At 72.3% G+C, this 15348-nt stretch carries 15 protein-coding genes, 3 tRNA genes and 1 pseudogene; 12 read left to right on the top strand and 7 right to left on the bottom strand.

The features are described 5' to 3' along the window. Positions 1-148 precede the first annotated feature (148 nt). From QQS16_RS15300 to QQS16_RS15285, 4 genes are all read right to left on the bottom strand, one after another. Complete coding sequence (locus QQS16_RS15300; RefSeq protein WP_286062225.1) at positions 149-2077, bottom strand: ABC transporter ATP-binding protein; 1929 nt, start codon at positions 2075-2077, stop codon at positions 149-151. Further along, positions 2077-3810 carry an ABC transporter ATP-binding protein gene (locus QQS16_RS15295; protein ID WP_286062224.1) on the bottom strand — a complete coding sequence of 578 codons (1734 nt, stop codon included), beginning with the start codon at positions 3808-3810 and terminating at the stop codon, positions 2077-2079. The genes QQS16_RS15300 and QQS16_RS15295 overlap by 1 nt, the downstream gene beginning before the upstream one ends. Positions 3811-3960: 150 nt before the next feature. Continuing rightward, positions 3961-5412, bottom strand: a complete 1452-nt coding sequence (locus QQS16_RS15290; protein WP_286062223.1) for a xylulokinase — start codon at positions 5410-5412, stop codon at positions 3961-3963. Between the two features lie 173 nt (positions 5413-5585). Beyond that, positions 5586-5891: a YtxH domain-containing protein gene (locus QQS16_RS15285; RefSeq protein WP_286062222.1), complete on the bottom strand. Its 306-nt coding sequence runs from the start codon at positions 5889-5891 to the stop codon at positions 5586-5588. A gap of 158 nt (positions 5892-6049) precedes the next feature. Between QQS16_RS15285 and QQS16_RS15280 the strand changes: the two genes are divergently transcribed. From QQS16_RS15280 to QQS16_RS15235, 10 genes and pseudogenes are all read left to right on the top strand, one after another. Next, positions 6050-6122: transfer RNA gene (locus QQS16_RS15280), tRNA-Asn, on the top strand. A 6-nt stretch (positions 6123-6128) separates the two neighbouring features. After that, positions 6129-6201 (top strand) — tRNA-Asn (locus QQS16_RS15275). Between the two features lie 176 nt (positions 6202-6377). Beyond that, positions 6378-6454 (top strand) — tRNA-Ile (locus QQS16_RS15270). A gap of 287 nt (positions 6455-6741) precedes the next feature. Next, complete coding sequence (locus tag QQS16_RS15265; RefSeq protein WP_286066576.1) at positions 6742-7041, top strand: hypothetical protein; 300 nt, start codon at positions 6742-6744, stop codon at positions 7039-7041. A 105-nt stretch (positions 7042-7146) separates the two neighbouring features. After that, positions 7147-7797, top strand: coding sequence for a TetR/AcrR family transcriptional regulator (locus QQS16_RS15260; RefSeq protein WP_286066575.1), 651 nt, complete (start codon positions 7147-7149; stop codon positions 7795-7797). Positions 7798-7892: 95 nt separating this feature from the next. Continuing rightward, positions 7893-8186 (top strand): LapA family protein, encoded by a 294-nt coding sequence (locus QQS16_RS15255; protein WP_286062221.1) that lies wholly within the window; start codon positions 7893-7895, stop codon positions 8184-8186. Between the two features lie 166 nt (positions 8187-8352). Next, entirely contained in the window at positions 8353-8787 is a 435-nt protein-coding gene (locus QQS16_RS15250) for a DUF7144 family membrane protein (RefSeq protein WP_286062220.1), read from the top strand. 16 nt (positions 8788-8803) lie between these two features. Next, positions 8804-9144: pseudogene (locus QQS16_RS15245) on the top strand (ATP-binding cassette domain-containing protein); the annotation flags it as partial. Positions 9145-9273: 129 nt separating this feature from the next. Further along, complete coding sequence (locus tag QQS16_RS15240) at positions 9274-10302, top strand: permease (RefSeq protein WP_502963787.1); 1029 nt, start codon at positions 9274-9276, stop codon at positions 10300-10302. Further along, positions 10299-11090: a TIGR03943 family putative permease subunit gene (locus QQS16_RS15235; protein WP_286062219.1), complete on the top strand. Its 792-nt coding sequence runs from the start codon at positions 10299-10301 to the stop codon at positions 11088-11090. Before QQS16_RS15240 ends, QQS16_RS15235 begins: the two co-directional genes overlap by 4 nt. 120 nt (positions 11091-11210) lie before the next feature. On the opposite strand, the gene QQS16_RS15230 is transcribed toward QQS16_RS15235, so the two are convergent. Next, positions 11211-12581, bottom strand: coding sequence for an MFS transporter (locus tag QQS16_RS15230; RefSeq protein ID WP_286066331.1), 1371 nt, complete (start codon positions 12579-12581; stop codon positions 11211-11213). A 154-nt stretch (positions 12582-12735) separates the two neighbouring features. Between QQS16_RS15230 and QQS16_RS15225 the strand changes: the two genes are divergently transcribed. Then, positions 12736-13095 carry an ArsR/SmtB family transcription factor gene (locus QQS16_RS15225; protein ID WP_286062218.1) on the top strand — a complete coding sequence of 120 codons (360 nt, stop codon included), beginning with the start codon at positions 12736-12738 and terminating at the stop codon, positions 13093-13095. A gap of 58 nt (positions 13096-13153) precedes the next feature. On the opposite strand, the gene QQS16_RS15220 is transcribed toward QQS16_RS15225, so the two are convergent. Next, positions 13154-13888 (bottom strand): DUF1775 domain-containing protein, encoded by a 735-nt coding sequence (locus tag QQS16_RS15220; RefSeq protein ID WP_286062217.1) that lies wholly within the window; start codon positions 13886-13888, stop codon positions 13154-13156. A 62-nt stretch (positions 13889-13950) separates the two neighbouring features. Next, positions 13951-14634 carry a hypothetical protein gene (locus QQS16_RS15215; protein WP_286062216.1) on the bottom strand — a complete coding sequence of 228 codons (684 nt, stop codon included), beginning with the start codon at positions 14632-14634 and terminating at the stop codon, positions 13951-13953. A 136-nt stretch (positions 14635-14770) separates the two neighbouring features. Here QQS16_RS15215 and QQS16_RS15210 point away from each other — a divergent pair, with 136 nt between their 5' ends. After that, positions 14771-15223, top strand: coding sequence for a VOC family protein (locus tag QQS16_RS15210; protein WP_286062215.1), 453 nt, complete (start codon positions 14771-14773; stop codon positions 15221-15223). Positions 15224-15348 lie beyond the last annotated feature (125 nt).

The raw sequence follows: 15348 nt of genomic DNA, 5'->3' as shown, positions 1-15348 counted from the left end.
GGCTTCCTCGAACGCCGGAGAGGCTGATTCCTCAGCCCGTCCGGCGCTTGCGGACGAGGCTCCTTCAGGGCCGAAGCGGGGGTCTGGGGGCGCAGCCCCCAGGGACGGGAAGGGGCGGCGGGAGCGAACGAACCCGTTGGTCCACCCCCTAGTCCACCTCCGCCACCGCCTGCGCGAACTGCGCCTTGTACAGCCGGGCGTACGCCCCGCCGCCCGCGAGCAGATCCGTGTGCGTGCCCTGCTCGACGATCGACCCGTTCTCCATCACCAGGATCGTGTCCGCGTCCCGGATCGTCGACAGCCGGTGTGCGATGACGAACGACGTCCGCCCGTGCGCGAGCTTCGCCATCGCCTTCTGGATCAGCACCTCCGTCCGGGTGTCGACGGAACTCGTCGCCTCGTCCAGCACCAGGATCACCGGGTCGGACAGGAACGCCCGCGCGATGGTGATGAGCTGCTTCTCCCCGGCGCTGACCCCACTGCCCTCGTCGTCGATCACGGTGTCGTACCCGTCGGGCAGCGTCCGGACGAACCGGTCCGCGTGAGCCGCCCGCGCCGCCTCCTCGATCTCCCCGCGCGTGACCTCCCGCGCGGCGCCGTACGCGATGTTCTCCGCGATCGTGCCGCCGAACAGCCAGGTGTCCTGGAGCACCATGCCGATCCCGGACCGCAGCTCGTCCCGGGACATCCGCGCGATGTCGACACCGTCGAGGGTGATACGTCCGCCGGACACCTCGTAGAACCGCATCAGCAGGTTCACCAGGGTCGTCTTGCCGGCTCCCGTCGGGCCGACGATCGCGACCGTGTGCCCCGGCTCCACCGTCAGCGACAGATCCTCGATGAGCGGCTTCTCCGGGTCGTAGCGGAACGACACGTGCTCCAGCGCCACCCGCCCGCGCAGCTCCTCCGGCCGCACACCCGGCACCGGATCCGCCCCCTGCTCCTCCGCGTCCAGGAGTTCGAAGATCCGCTCGGCCGAGGCGACCCCCGACTGCACCAGGTTCGCCATCGACGCGACCTGCGTCAGCGGCATCGAGAACTGCCGCGAGTACTGGATGAAGGCCTGCACATCGCCGATGGACATCGCACCGGACGCCACCCGCAGCCCGCCGACGACCGCGACCAGCACGTAGTTCAGGTTCGACACGAACATCATCAGCGGCTGCATGACCCCGCTGTTGAACTGCGCCCTGAACCCGGCCTCGTACAGCGCCTCGTTCTGCTCGGCGAACCGCGCGGCCGACTCCTCCTGCCGCCCGAACACCTTCACCAGGGCGTGCCCGGTGTACATCTCCTCCACGTGCGCGTTGAGCTTGCCGGTGGAACGCCACTGCTGCACGAAGTGCGGCTGCGAGCGCTTGCCGACGCGGGTGGCGACCACGAACGACAACGGCACGGTCACCAGCGCCACCAGCGCGAGGATCCACGACACCCAGAACATCATCACCAGCACACCGACGATGGTGAGCACCGAGTTGATCAGCTGGCCCATCGACTGCTGGAGCGTCTGCCCGATGTTGTCGATGTCGTTGGTGGCCCGGGACAGCACCTCACCGCGCTGCCGCTTGTCGAAGTACGACAGCGGCAGCCGCGACAGCTTGGTCTGCACGTCCTCGCGCATCCGGTACATCGTCCGGTTGACCGCCCGGTTCACCAGCCGGGTCGCCACCGCCATCAGCAGCCCGGCCGCCAGGAACACGACGAGCGCGATCAGCAGCACCCGTCCGACGGCGTCGAAGTCGATGCCCTCGCCGGGGGTGAAGTCGGTGCTGCGGAGCATGTCGGCGACGGCCCCGTCACCCCGCTCCCGCATCGACGCCAGCACCTCCTCCTTGGAGGCCCCGGCCGGCATGTCCCGCCCGATGATCCCGGCGAAGACCAGGTCGGTCGCCTTGCCGAGGATGTAGGGCCCCACCACCGACAGCCCGACGCTCACCACCACGCAGAACAGCAGCCCGTAGATCGTCAGCCGCTCGGGCCCGAAGCGGGCGACGAGCCGTTTGCCCGACCCCTTGAAGTCCATCGAGTGGTGGTCGGGTCCGGTCCCGGCCATCATCCGCCCTGCCGGCCCCGCCATCAGGCAGCCTCCGCTTCCGTCAGCTGGGAGAGCACGATCTCCCGGTAGGTCTCGTTGTCCGCCATCAGTTCGCGGTGGGTGCCGGTGCCGACGACCCGGCCCTCGTCGAGGACGACGATCCGGTCGGCGTCGCGGATGGTGGACACCCGCTGGGCGACGATCACGACGGTCGCCTCGGCGGTCTCCTGGGCGAGCGCCGCCCGCAGGGCCGCGTCGGTGGCGTAGTCCAGCGCGGAGAAGGAGTCGTCGAAGAGGTAGATCTCCGGCCGCCGCACGAGGGTGCGGGCGATGGCGAGCCGCTGCCGCTGACCGCCCGACACGTTGGTGCCGCCCTGCGCGATCGGCGCGTCGAGCCCGCCCTCCAGCCGCTCGACGAAGTCCTTGGCCTGCGCCACGTCCAGCGCGTGCCACAGCTCCTCGTCGGTGGCGTCGGGGTTGCCGTAGCGCAGGTTGGTCGCGACCGTGCCCGCGAACAGGTACGGCCTCTGCGGCACCATCCCGACCGTCCGCGCCAGCAGGACCGGGTCGATGGTCGCCACGTCCACGCCGTCGACGAGCACCTCCCCGTCGGTCGCGTCGACCAGCCTCGGCACCAGCCCCAGCAGCGTGGACTTGCCGCTGCCGGTGGAGCCGATCACGGCGGTCGTCTCACCCGGCCGCGCCACCAGGTCGACCGACTTCAGCACCGGCTCCTCGGCCCCCGGGTAGCGGAACCCGGCGCCCCGCAGCTCCAGATGCCCGTGCCGGCGCAGCTCCCGCACCGGGGCGGCCGGTGGGACCACGCTGGAGGAGGTGTCCAGCACCTCCTCGACGCGCTCGGCGCACACCTCCGCGCGCGGCACCATCATGAACATGAAGGTGGCCATCATCACGGACATCACGATCTGCATCAGATAGGCGAGGAACGCGGTCAGATCACCGATCTGCATCTGGCCGCCGTCGATGCGGTGCGCGCCGAACCACACCACGGCGATCGACGACAGGTTCACCACCGTCATCACCATGGGGAACATCAGCGCCAGCAGGTTGCCGGTGCCCATCGCCATGTCGGTCAGGTCGGCGTTGGCCTTCCGGAACCGCTGCTGCTCGTACTCGTCGCGCACGAACGCCCGGATGACCCGGTTGCCGGTGATCTGCTCGCGCAGCACCCGGTTCACCGTGTCCAGCCGCACCTGCATGGACCGGAACAGCGGACGCAGCCGGCGGATGATCAGCGTCACACAGACGCCCATCACCGGGACGACCGCGACCAGTACCCCGGACAGCGGTACGTCCAGGCCGAGCGCCAGCACGATCCCGCCCACGCACATGATGGGCGCCGACACCATCAGCGTGAACGTCATCAGGGCCAGCATCTGGACCTGCTGGACGTCATTGGTCGTACGGGTGATCAGCGAGGGCGCGCCGAACTGGCCGACCTCCCGGGCCGAGAAGGACTGCACCCGGTCGAAGACGGCGCCCCGTACGTCCCGGCCGAGCGCCGAGGCGGTCCTGGCGCCGTAGTACACGGCACCGATGTTGCACACGACCTGCACCAGCGAGACGCCGATCATCACGGCGCCGTAGTTCAGGATGTAGCCGGTGTCCCCGGTCACGACACCGTTGTCGATGATGTCCGCGTTCAGCGTGGGCAGGTAGAGGCTGGCGCAGGTCTGCAGGAGTTGCAGCAGCACCAGCAGGGCGATGGGTTTCCTGTAGGGCCTGAGATAGGTCCGCAGCAGTCGTATGAGCACGCTGTGTCTCTCGGAGTCGGCGGTGGGGCGGTTGGTTGCCCCTGGCCCCTATCGTCGGACACTCCACCCGCGTTACCTCAACCGATTAAGCCGACAGCAGTGCTTCGTCCCGCCTCATCGGTACGGCTCCTACCGGTCTCTCACATTCCGCTACGGCCGGAACGCCCCCGGATGTGTCTGCTCCCGCACCGACACGAACTGCTGCCGCACCGCCTGCCCCACCGCCAGCTCCTCGCCGGGCTCCAGCACCTGCGCCGCCGCGCCCTGCCAGGCCGGCGGGTTGCGCGGGTCCAGGGTGCCCTGCGACACCCCGAGCGCCCAGGCGGCCTGCCGGGCGGCCCCGATCGCCGCGTAGTCCGCGGGCTGCGGCACGACGACCTGCGCGCCGAACAGCGCGGGCGCCGAGGCCTGCACGGCGGGCAGCTCGGCGGCCGGCCCGAGCAGGAAGACCCGCCGCACGTCCACACCGCGCCCGCGCAGCACGTCGAGCGCGTCGGCGAGCCCGCACAGCATGCCCTCGAACGCGGCCCGCGCCAGATGCTCCGGCCGCATCGACTCCCGCCGCAGCCCGGACAGCGTCCCGGCGGCGTGCGGCAGCTGGGGCGTCCGCTCCCCCTCCAGATAGGGGAGGAGGACGAGTCCGTGAGCCCCCGGCGTCGACTTCATCGCCAGCTCCGACAGACTCTCCAGGTCGCCCAGCCCGAGCATCTCGGAGGCCCCGCGCAGGGTCCGTACGGCGTTCAGCGTGGTGACGACGGGCAGGTGCATCCCGGTCGCGTCGGCCAGGGAGGTGATCATCCCGCTCTGGTCGACGAGCGCCTCGGGGTGCACGGCCATCACGGACCCGGAGGCGCCGAGCGACACCACCGCGTCGCCCAGCCCGATCCCCAGCCCGAAGGCGGCGGCCATCGTCTCGCCGGTCCCGGCGGAGATCAGCAGCCCCTCGGGGGTCGTACCGGCCGCGTCGGCGGGACCGATCACCTCGGGCAGCATCACCTGGTGACCGAGCGCCAGCTCGACGAGATCGGGCCGGTAGCCACCGGTGGCGGCCGACCAGTACCCGGTCCCGGAGGCGCCACCGCGGTCCGTGGTTCTTCTCACCGGCCGGCCGAGCAACTGCCACACCAGCCAGTCGTGGGCCTGGAGGAGCACGGCGGTGCGCTGGGCGGCGTCGGGCTCGGTCCTGGCGAGCCAGCGCAGCTTGGTCACCGGCTGCGCGGCCTGCGGCACACAGCCCACCGCCTGCGCCCACGCCTCGCGCCCGCCGAGCGCGTCGGCCAGATCGGCCGCCGCGACCTGGGCCCGCTTGTCACCGCCGACCATCGCCGGCCGCACCGTGTTGCCCTGGGAGTCCAGCGGCACCACCGCGTTCTGCTGCGCGGACACGCCGATGGCCTGCACGCCTTCCAGCAGCCCGCCGCCGGCGGCTTCACCGAGGGACAGCAGCCAGGCCTGCGGATCGACGTCGGAGGGCCGTCCGCTGTCGGCGTTCTCCATCGGATGCGGCGCATAGCCCTGCCTGAGCACGGCACCGGTGTCCGTGTCGCAGACGACGATACGAGTGAATTCGGGCGAACTGTCCAACCCGGCGACTATCCCCATGGCCAAAATTCTGCCGTACTGCCGCACCGGTCCGGGCCACGGGCGCCGCAGGGGTGCGGGCGAAGTGACGGTCGCGGGCGCGTCCTGGCTGGTCGCGCCCGCGCGGCGGAGCCGCACATGTCACAGCCCCGCATCCCTGCGGGAGGGGGTGTCCCCGGTGTCGTGGAGGCCCCCTACGGGTTGCTCGTGCCCCAGTCGTCCTCGGCGGTGCCGTTCGTGTTGCGCTCGCGCAGGGACCGCACGCGCTGGGCCACCGAGTCCGGGACCCGGTCGCCGACCTTGTCGCTCACCGCCTGGTACGCCTTGCCCGCGAACTGGCGGCCCTGCTGGGCGGCCGACTCGGCGCTGTTGCGGACGGCGGGGTTCTGCGCGACCTGACGCGCGGATTTCTTCAACTGCTCGTAGCGCTCGCGTCCGGCCTTCGTGCCCAGCACGTAACCCAGAGCGAGCCCGACGACGAACGTGAGCCGGTAGCGCATGGCGGCCACCCTTCCCGTGTGTTGGTCCAAGGCGTGGTGTCGGTGCCGGGGGGAACCGATTGGCGGAGCACCCCCCTGCTTGCGCTAATGTATGTGTCGCAGAGAGCGCCCGCCCCCTGGCGAATACCCAGGGAGCAACGTTCGATGCAACGAGGCGTTCCTCCGTAGCTCAATTGGCAGAGCAGCCGGCTGTTAACCGGCAGGTTACTGGTTCGAGTCCAGTCGGGGGAGCTTCGATCTTCCGTAGCTCAATTGGCAGAGCAGCCGGCTGTTAACCGGCAGGTTACTGGTTCGAGTCCAGTCGGGAGAGCATGCTGAACGAGGACCCCGTAGGGGTCCTTTTTCATGTCCCGGGGAACCGTGCGGAGCGCTGCGCGGTCCTAAGGCCGTGGGCGCCGTGCGAAGTCGACCATGCCGAAGCAGGAGATCGTATGAGCGGCTATGCTGCGGCAGACGGCGCGCACAGGTGTACGCGACACGCCGCATGGGGCGGTAGCTCAGCCGGTTAGAGCAGCGGACTCATAATCCGTCGGCCGTGGGTTCGAGTCCCACCCGCCCCACCATGCAGGCCTCTGACCTGCCGAAACGTTCATTTTTGGCCTGCCGGACCGTCAACTTCGCCTGAACGGACTGAATCCGCGGCTCGTGGGTTGGGGGTCCGGCGGCGGTCGGAGGAGATCCAGCCCATCCGACCTGCGGCTGAGTAGATGATCGAGAGTGTCGCTCGCGGTCTGGGCGGCTGCCCTCAGGGCCGATGCCAGGATCCAGGGCCCGATGCCAGGGGCCGAGGCTGCGCGGGCGTGTCCGGGCCGACGGTGTCTCCGGGGCGATTCCTTGTCCGATATGCCTGTTGCGTGGGCATCGGGTGGACGTCCTTGGCGCGGCCAGCCGCCTACCGGACCAGCAGCGAGGGCGGCGCCACCGGTCCTCGGACCTGGTGCTGCTGCACATGGCCAACGCCGGTGTCGTCAACGCCACCGGCGACGCCGCCCCCGGCGCCCGGCGCCGCGTTGTCGCCCTGTTCATCCAGTCCTTCGAGGCCCCCGCCCGCGGCACCCTGCCCGCCTCACCCCGGCATGACGCCCTCTACAGGGCCGTGCTCCGCGCCGGTCCGGCCGCCGATGCGGCGCCGGACGCGGGTCACAACTGACCTGGAACTGGAGCTGTCTCGCGTGCTCGCCTCCTCGCCGCGCTCGCGCTGACGGGCGGGGCGGACGTCCGTGCGGGCGTCGGTCTCGGTGGCTGCGAGGTAGCGGTGCGGCCGGTCGACGACGACTTCGTCGGCGTACGGGAAGCGGGTGCGAGCGGCGAAGTCGCGAACCGGCAGGCGCTGCTGGAGGCGCTCGCCGTCTCCGCGAAGCAGCGGCTCCTCGACGCCATCGGGGAGGTGCGGCCCAACTCCGCTCCCGCGCTCGTGACCCTGTACCGGGTGACCGCGAACGTCCTGCGGGTCAAGAACACCTGGCGCTCCACCCTCAGTCACGCCACCGCCCACACCGAGACCGCGGCCGCCCTCTGGGCCGAGATCGACAGGTACACCGTCGAACTCCTGACCAGCGCGCGGAGTGAGGGAATCCTCGCCCCGGACGCGGACCTGGACTGGACGCGGCAGGTGTACTACGCGCTCCTGAGCGAGGCCCTCGACAGGCCCGGCGCGGACCGGGACCCGGCCGCACAGGATCCCGACGCGCCGGCCGCACTCGTCATCAACACACTCCTGCACGGCGCAGGACCACGCGGCCGAGCCCCGACTGGGCGCTGGACGGGGAATCCGCCGAGGGCAGGTTCGAGACCCCTCCGAGCCGGCGCCACCCAATGTCGGCCCGGTGCCTTTTCCGGCCGTGCGGCGGAGTCGGGGACCGCCGCCACCGCCCGCCTGCGAGCCCTGCCCCACCCTTCGCTGTGAGCCGCCGCGGCCTCGGGCCGGTGGCTCCTTCGGTAGCGAGCCGCGTGCTGGGAGAGGACGCTGGACGAAGGGGACACGTGAGGGAGAGACATCTCATGGCTCGAACCGGCACAGACCCACAGCCGCACACACCGTTCCTTTCCCGCCCCGGTGTCCGCCGCCTCACTCCGTTCGTTCTGATCACCGCGATCGCTCTGGTCTTCATCTTCGAGAACCGCGCGCACGTCGAGATCCGCCTGCTCGTTCCGAAGGTGACCATGCCGCTGTGGGGCGCCCTGCTCATCGCCTGGGGTCTCGGCATGCTCGCGTGTGCCTTCACCGTGCGCAGACGCCAGGACCGATACGCGGGCCGGCATGCGGACCGGCACGCAAAACGGCCACATGCCTAGTTCCACCCGCCCTGGCCTGCACGGATGGTGCGCGGGTCGCGCGTCGAGAGCTGCCGTCCGAGGATCCCGAGGTGCGCGGGGCGCCTGACGGGACGAGATTGGAAGCAGCCCCGGCGGAACGCGAACGTGTGGCGGCGCGGGGTCCTACGACACGGAGGAGCCGATGATGACCAGTCATGTGGGTGAGCGCCGTTCTGGTACGGCGGTGCGGAGTCCGGCCAGGACCGGTGGCGGCAGCGGATGGCTGGTCTTCGCGGGCGTTCTGATGATCTTCGGTGGTCTGATGACGCTCTTCGCGGGCATCGCCGCCATCGCCGATGACGATGTGTTCGTCGCCACCCGCAACTACGTGTTCGAGTTCGATCTCACCGGATGGGGCTGGATCCACCTGATCATGGGCGTCGTCATCACTCTCGCCGGCGCGGCCCTGTTCCGGGGCGCCACCTGGGCCAGGGTCGTCGGCGTGGCGCTGGCCGGTCTGGCCATGCTGGCGAACTTCCTCTGGCTCCCCTACGCGCCGTTCTGGGCCGTCGTCCTGATCGTCATCAACGGGTTCGTGATCTGGGCACTGTGCACCGCTCCCAGCCCGTCGGAGCGATGAAGCAGGGACCTGGTGGTCGATCGACGGCCGGCCCGTACGGCGCTGGCGGCACGTCGCCCCGAGCGCGCTGCGCACCGCCTTCGGCGTCGTCTTCCAGCTGCCCAGGCTCTCCGCGGATCCCCGCCTGCGGCTCACCGACCTCATCGCCGAGCCGCTGCGCGCCACGGGCCGCCGTACGGAAGCGGCCGAACGGGTCCTCGAACTGGCCCGATCCGTCGGCCTGACGGTTGACCTGCTGCACCGCCGCCCCCACGAGGTCAGCGACGGCCGGCTCCAGCGCGCCGGCCTCGCCCGCGCGCTCGTCCTGCCCCACGCCGGCTGATCTGCGACGAGACGACCGCGATGCTCGACGCGTCCCGGCCGCCGCCGTCGGGACCTGCCCGACGCCGCTCCGCGACGGGTCGACGTCACCTGCCGCCGCCCCGGCCTCCGGCGGGCGCTACGGTGGCGCGGACCGGACGGGCGAGGCGGGAAACAAGGGGCACGGTGAGCCAGGGCAGTCACGAGCGGGTGCGGGGACCGGCCGACGGGACGGTGTCGGCCGTCCGCACTCTCGTGCACGTGGTGCTGGGCGGCCTCGCCCTGATCGTCATCGTCACGGTCGGCGCGGTCCTCGGCCCGCTGCTCGCCCTGGACCTCTACACCCCGCCGGTGGCCGCCTGGTGGACGGTGTTCACGGCGGTGGTCGTCCAGGGCGTGCCGTTCCTGATGCTCGGCACGCTCGTGTCGGCGGCGATCGGCGCCTTCGTGCCGGAGCGGGTCTTCAGCCGCGTCCTGCCCCGCCGTCCGGCGCTGGCCGTGCCCGTCGCCGGTGCGGCCGGCGTCGTCCTGCCGGGCTGTGAGTGCGCCTCGGTGCCGGTTGCCGACAGTCTGATGCGGCGTGGGGTCGCCCCGGCCGCCGCCCTCGCCTTCCTGCTCTCCGCGCCCGCGATCAACCCGGTCGTGCTGATCGCCACGTCCATCGCCTTCCCCGGCGACCCGGCGATGGTCGCGGCCCGGCTGCTGGCCTCGCTCACCACCGCGGTCGTCATGGGCTGGCTGTGGGTGCGGTTCGGCCGGGAGGAGTGGCTTCCCGGACGGGTCCGTACGGCGTCCGGGGGGCCGTCGGGCCGCGGCCGCTGGGGTGCGTTCCGGGCCGGGCTCCAGCACGACTTCCTGCACGCGGGCGGCTTCTTGGTGGTGGGCGCGGCGGCCGCGGCGACCTTCGACATCGTCGTACCGAGGTCGGTGCTCGACGTGTTCACCGGGTCCGCCTGGCTGTCGGTGCTGCTGCTCGCCGTCCTGGCGGTGGTGCTGTGCGTGTGCAGTGAGGCGGACGCGTTCGTCGCCGCCTCGCTGAGCGGCTTCTCACCGACGGCCCGGCTGGCGTTCATGGTGGTCGGGCCGGTGGTCGACCTGAAGCTGATCGCGCTTCAGACGGGGACGTTCGGGAAGGCGTTCGCGGTGCGGTTCTCGGCCGCGACGTGGGTGGTGGCGGTGGCGAGCAGTGTGCTCGTGGGGTGGTGGCTGCTGTGAGGCGGTACGGTCCGGCGGCGGTGCTGGTCCTGTGCGGCGGGGCCGTACTGCGGATCTCGCTCTTCAGCGAGCTGTATCTGCGGTACGTCCAGCAGGGATTGCGGCCCTTCCTGATCGTCTCGGGCGTGCTGCTGGTCCTCCTGGGGCTCTTCGCGGCGGTCGCCGACGGCAGGCCGCCCCACGACGACCAGGACCGCGACGAGGACGAGGAAGGGGACCGGGGCGAGGGTGAGGAAGAGGAGGACGAAGAGGACGAGCACGAGGACCGGGGCGGCGGCCACAGCCACGATCACGGCCACGGCCCGCGCGTCGCCTGGCTGTTGACCGTGCCCGCCCTCGCCCTGCTGTTCTTCCCGCCGCCCGCCCTGGGCTCGTACAGCGCGGAACGGGAGGCGGCGACGTACGCGGCGCGGGGCGTCGGCGCGTTCCCACCGCTTCCGCGGGGCGAGCCGGTCGACCTCACGCTCGGCCAGTTCACCTCCCGCGCCATGTACGACAGCGGCCGGACGATGACGGGCCGCACGATCCGGATGACCGGCTTCGTCACCGGGAGCGGAGACACCTGGTACCTGACCCGGCTCCTCATCTCCTGCTGCGCTGCGGACGCGCGCCCCAACAAGGCCGAGATCCGGGGCGTCGGCGCCCCGGCCGCCGACTCCTGGGTGACGGTCACCGGCACCTGGATCCCCGAGGGCACGCTCGGTACGGACGAGGCGTGGCCGCCCGTGCTCGAGGGCACGTCCGTCCGGCAGGTGGAGCAGCCGGGGAATCCGTACGAGAAGCGGTAGGACGGCCGGCCCTCCCGGCCTGGGTCCGACGCCGGCCGGCCCACCGACACAGGCTGCCGGCTGCTGACGTACAGCGCTCACCGCGGTCACCACGCTCACCGCGCGGTGTTCAGGAGCGCGTCATGCGCGTGTCGGGGCGTGGGGGTGCAGCCGGTCGGGTGCGCAGGCGTGGGTGTGCCGCCAGCCGCCGGCCACCCGTGCGGCATCGGTGAGGTGGGGATGGCCGGCGTGGAGGCCGGTGTGCTCGTGCTCGACGGGCGCCGGTTCCGTGGGCGTGGCGGGCGGACCGGGCGGCCACAGGCGCACCGCCAGCAGGGACGCGGCCAGCGCGATCACGCCCAGCGCGAGCACGGCCGCCTGCAGCCCGGCCCGCGCGCCCAGCCACCCCGCCAGGGGATACGTCAGCAGCCAGCAACCGTGCGAGAGCGAGAACTGCGCCGCGAACGCCGTCGTACGGCTCCCGGCCGGCACCGAACGCCGGATGAGCCGGCCGGTCGGCGTGAGCACCATCGAGCACGCGGCACCGAAGACGGCCCACACCGCCAGCAGCGCGGGCCAGCGCCAGCTTCCGCCCTCCCCGGCGGTGACGGCGCCGAGTCCGGCGAAGACGCCGGCGAGCAGCAGGGCGCCGCGCAGCATCACCGTCCGGTCCGGGACCCGGTCCAGGACGCGCGGCAGGGTGAGGGCCACGGCCATCGAGCCCGCCCCGTACGCGCCGAGGGCGACCGGCACGGCACCCGTCGAGCGCCCGAGCACCTCGCGGACGTAGACGACGGAGTTGACGGTCACCATCGCGCTCGCGGCCGCGACCACGAGGTTGAGAGCCAGCAGGGCACGCAGTCGCGGGACGGCGAGGAAGAGGCGGGCGCCCGCCGTGGCCCTGCCGCGGGCGCCGCCCGCGGGCGGTCCGGCGGCGGACACGGGCCGGGGGAGGACCGCGGAGACCACGAGTGCCGCCGACGCGAGGAAGCCCACCACGGTGCCGGTGAACAGCCAGTTGTAGGTGATCACGGACAGCAGGACCGCCGCCAGCGCGGGGGAGAACAGGCTCTCCAGGTCGTACGCGAGCCGGGACATGGACAACGCCCGTGTGTAGTCGCGCTCTTCGGGCAGCACGTCGGGGATGACCGCCTGGAAGGTCGGCGTGAACGCGGCCGACGCGGACTGGAGCAGGAAGACCAGCACGTAGACCTGCCAGACCTGGTCCACGAAGGGCAACAGCAGCGCGACCGCCGCGCGTACGAGGTCGGCCGACACCATGAGCGCCCTGCGCGGGATCCGGTCGGCGACCGCTCCGACGGCCGGGGCGATCGCGACGTACGCCACCATCTTGATCGCGAGCGCGGTGCCGAGCACCGAACCGGCCCGGGCGCCCGCGATGTCGTAGGCCAGCAGCCCGAGCGCCACGGTGGCCAGTCCGGTGCCGACGAGGGCGATGACCTGGGCGGCGAAGAGGTGCCGGTAGGTGCGGTCGCGCAGGACGGAGAGCATGCGGGCGGCTCCCTGGGCAGGACGGTCCGGGCGGTCCCGGCAGGCCAGTCTACCCGTCATGTGCGCACCTGCGCACATGACGGGTGGAGGTCGGCGGTCGCGGCCGCCCGCCCGCGCCCCGCGCCCCGTTTCCCGGTGGCTCTAGGCTGGCCCCATGCCTGAAAGCCACTCCGCCTCACCTGCGGCCCATGCGCATCTGCGCACCCCGGACAGCGCGCGGCTGGCCGAGGCGACCGGAGTGTTCGCGATGCTCTCCGACGCCACCCGGCTGCATCTGCTGTGGCTGCTCGCGCAGGGCGAGTCGGACGTCGGATCGCTGGCCGAGCGGTGCGACGCGTCGCGCACGGCGGTCAGCCAGCACCTGGCCAAGCTGCGGCTCGCCGGGCTCGTCGACACCCGCCGCGAGGGCCGGCACATCCACTACCGCCTCCGCGACGGCCACCTGCGGCGCCTGGTCCTGGAGGCGCTCAGCCACGCGGACCACCGGGTGAGCGGCAAGGCTCCGCACGACTGACACGCCGGGCCCCCGCACCCGGACCGTCCGGGGTGCGAGGGCCTGGCGGCGCGCCCGGTCAGTGCTGGGCGCTGCCCCTGCGGCGCACGACGAGGACCACGGCCACGGCCGCGACGACGACCGCCGCGACCAGCCCGGCCCACACGCCCGCCGACAGCCCGCCCTCGTCGTCCTTCTGGGCATCGGCCGCCTGCGGGGAGGCCGAGGCGGCCGTCTCCGGTGCGGTCGGAGTGGGGGTCGGGGTCGGGGAGGCGGCGGGGCTCGCCGGCTCACTGGGGGACGGGTCGACCGGCTTCGCGCCGGGCGCGGCGGGCTTCAGCTCGAGCACGGGCGCGGGATTCTCGCCGTTCTCGTCCAGCTCGATCCAGCGGTCGGTACGCCCGTCGGCGTAGGTCTGGAGCGTCTTGAAGGCCAGTTCCCTCGCGTCGGGGAGCTGCTTGACGACGATCGAGTACTCGGCGCTCACCCCGGTCCGCAGGGCCGGGCCCTTGACGGTGTAACCGTCGTCGCCCGCGGTGAACTTCCAGCCCTTGGGGCCCTCGCCGTAGGTCACGTCGGCGGGGGCGATGCCCTCGGGCAGGACCACACGGAGCTGCGTGATCCCGGCGGTGTCCGACTCCGACTCGGCGTGGAAGGAGACCTCGACGTTCTCGGCCAGGGCCTGGGCGTTGTCCGCCTCGACATCCGTGTGGGTGGCGGCCGGCCCGGCGGTGACGAGGACGAGCGCGGTGGTCGCGGTCGCGGCGAGGGCCAGCCGGCGCGCGGCGCGGTGCGTGCTGAGGGTGTGGAACACGGGTGTCTCCAGGCGTGGGGGAGCGTGCGGCGGCGCTCCGCGGAGCGACCGCCCGGACAGGGTCAGCCGGCGAGTGCGAATCCCGCCCGGGGCGGACCCCTCCGTACCACCACGTCCGCGAGCACCGTCTCCGCCGGCGGCCGCTCCAGTCGTCCGAGGGCGAGCCCCGGCAGCCCCGGATCCGTGCGGGCCGGGCGGCCGGCGAGCAGCGCCCGGACCGTGGCCGTCCTGGCGCGGACCAGGCCGGCCGCCGTCGTCAGACCGGACGCCAGTGACCAGCAGACGGTGTCCGCGCGGTGCAGCAGCACGGCGACGAGTACGGCCGCCACGGCGTGCACCGCCGTCATGACCGGCGAGTCGTGCGGGTGGCCGTGCCAGGCATGGTGGGCGCCGGCGGGGTGGTGCGGGTGGCCGGCGCCCGGTGGCCACGGCACGGCCGGGGACGCCGGCGTGCCGGCCGGGTGCGCGACCGCCAGCCACAGGTGCAGTCCCGCCTGCGCCGCCCCGCACGTCACCAGGACCGTGGCCAGGGAGCGGGGGCGTCGGGTGCCGACGAGGCCGACGCCGAAGAGCACCAGCGCGGCCGGCGCGGTCTGCCGCCACGGCGCGGGCCCCTCGGCGACCAGATGGTGCGCGCTCACCCCGAGCACCGTCCCGACGATCGCGAACACGGCCGCCCGCAGAACAGGGAGCGGCGCGCGGTGCGACGGCGTACGGGGCGTACGGGGGGTGCTGGGCGTGGTCATGGCCCGCCCATCATCGGACACCGCTCACCTCGGCCGGAGGCCGGATCCGCAAAGAGGCGTCTCGTCCGGTATCCCGTCATTCGCGCGCGGACGGGCGTGGGCACCGGATGTCAGAGCTGTCTGGAACCCTCTGGGCATGGATACGACGTGGCAGTTGACCATCGACTGTACGAACCCGGAGAGACTGGTGCCCTTCTGGGCCGGCGCACTGGGGTACATACCGGAACCTCCGCCGGGCGGCCGGTCCACATGGCGCGAGTACTGGGCGGACATGGGAGTGCCCGAGGAGGAACTGGAGGACATGGGGGACACCCCGGAGTCGATCGTCGACCCGAAGGGGAAGGGGCCGAGGATGTGGTTCCAGCACGTTCCCGAGCCCAAGACCACGAAGAACCGGCTGCACTTCGACCTCAAGGTCGGTGGAGGGCGCGGCGTCCCGCCGGCCGCCCGCAGGGAGCGGGTGACCGCCACGGTCGAACGCCTCACGAAGGCCGGCGCGACCGTCGTGAGGATCACGGACGAGCCGGACTCGGAGCACTGCTCCGCGCTCATGCGGGATCCCGAGGGCAACGAGTTCTGCGTCGTCTAGGCACGTGGACGCCGTGCCGGCCATGCCGGTGCGGCGGACACGCGGTGCGGCGACCGCGCGGGAGGGGCTCCGCCTCCGAGTACCGGATGCGGAGCCCCTCCCGTGGCCTGTGCCGTGTGCCGTGT

Source organism: Streptomyces sp. ALI-76-A (assembly GCF_030287445.1).
Taxonomy (GTDB): Bacteria; Actinomycetota; Actinomycetes; order Streptomycetales; family Streptomycetaceae; genus Streptomyces.
Note: the sequence above shows the minus strand (reverse complement) of the source record. Positions and strands in the feature narration are given on the sequence as shown.

Excerpts from the sequence above, each read along its gene's own strand:
- QQS16_RS15300 (WP_286062225.1), bottom strand. The coding sequence starts at position 2,077 with ATGGCGGGGCCGGCAGGGCGGATGATGGCCGGGACCGGACCCGACCAC.
- QQS16_RS15290 (WP_286062223.1), bottom strand. The coding sequence starts at position 5,412 with ATGGGGATAGTCGCCGGGTTGGACAGTTCGCCCGAATTCACTCGTATC.
- QQS16_RS15285 (WP_286062222.1), bottom strand. The coding sequence starts at position 5,891 with ATGCGCTACCGGCTCACGTTCGTCGTCGGGCTCGCTCTGGGTTACGTG.
- QQS16_RS15255 (WP_286062221.1), top strand. The coding sequence starts at position 7,893 with ATGGCTCGAACCGGCACAGACCCACAGCCGCACACACCGTTCCTTTCC.
- QQS16_RS15250 (WP_286062220.1), top strand. The coding sequence starts at position 8,353 with ATGACCAGTCATGTGGGTGAGCGCCGTTCTGGTACGGCGGTGCGGAGT.
- QQS16_RS15230 (WP_286066331.1), bottom strand. The coding sequence starts at position 12,581 with ATGCTCTCCGTCCTGCGCGACCGCACCTACCGGCACCTCTTCGCCGCC.
- QQS16_RS15225 (WP_286062218.1), top strand. The coding sequence starts at position 12,736 with ATGCCTGAAAGCCACTCCGCCTCACCTGCGGCCCATGCGCATCTGCGC.
- QQS16_RS15215 (WP_286062216.1), bottom strand. The coding sequence starts at position 14,634 with ATGACCACGCCCAGCACCCCCCGTACGCCCCGTACGCCGTCGCACCGC.
- QQS16_RS15210 (WP_286062215.1), top strand. The coding sequence starts at position 14,771 with ATGGATACGACGTGGCAGTTGACCATCGACTGTACGAACCCGGAGAGA.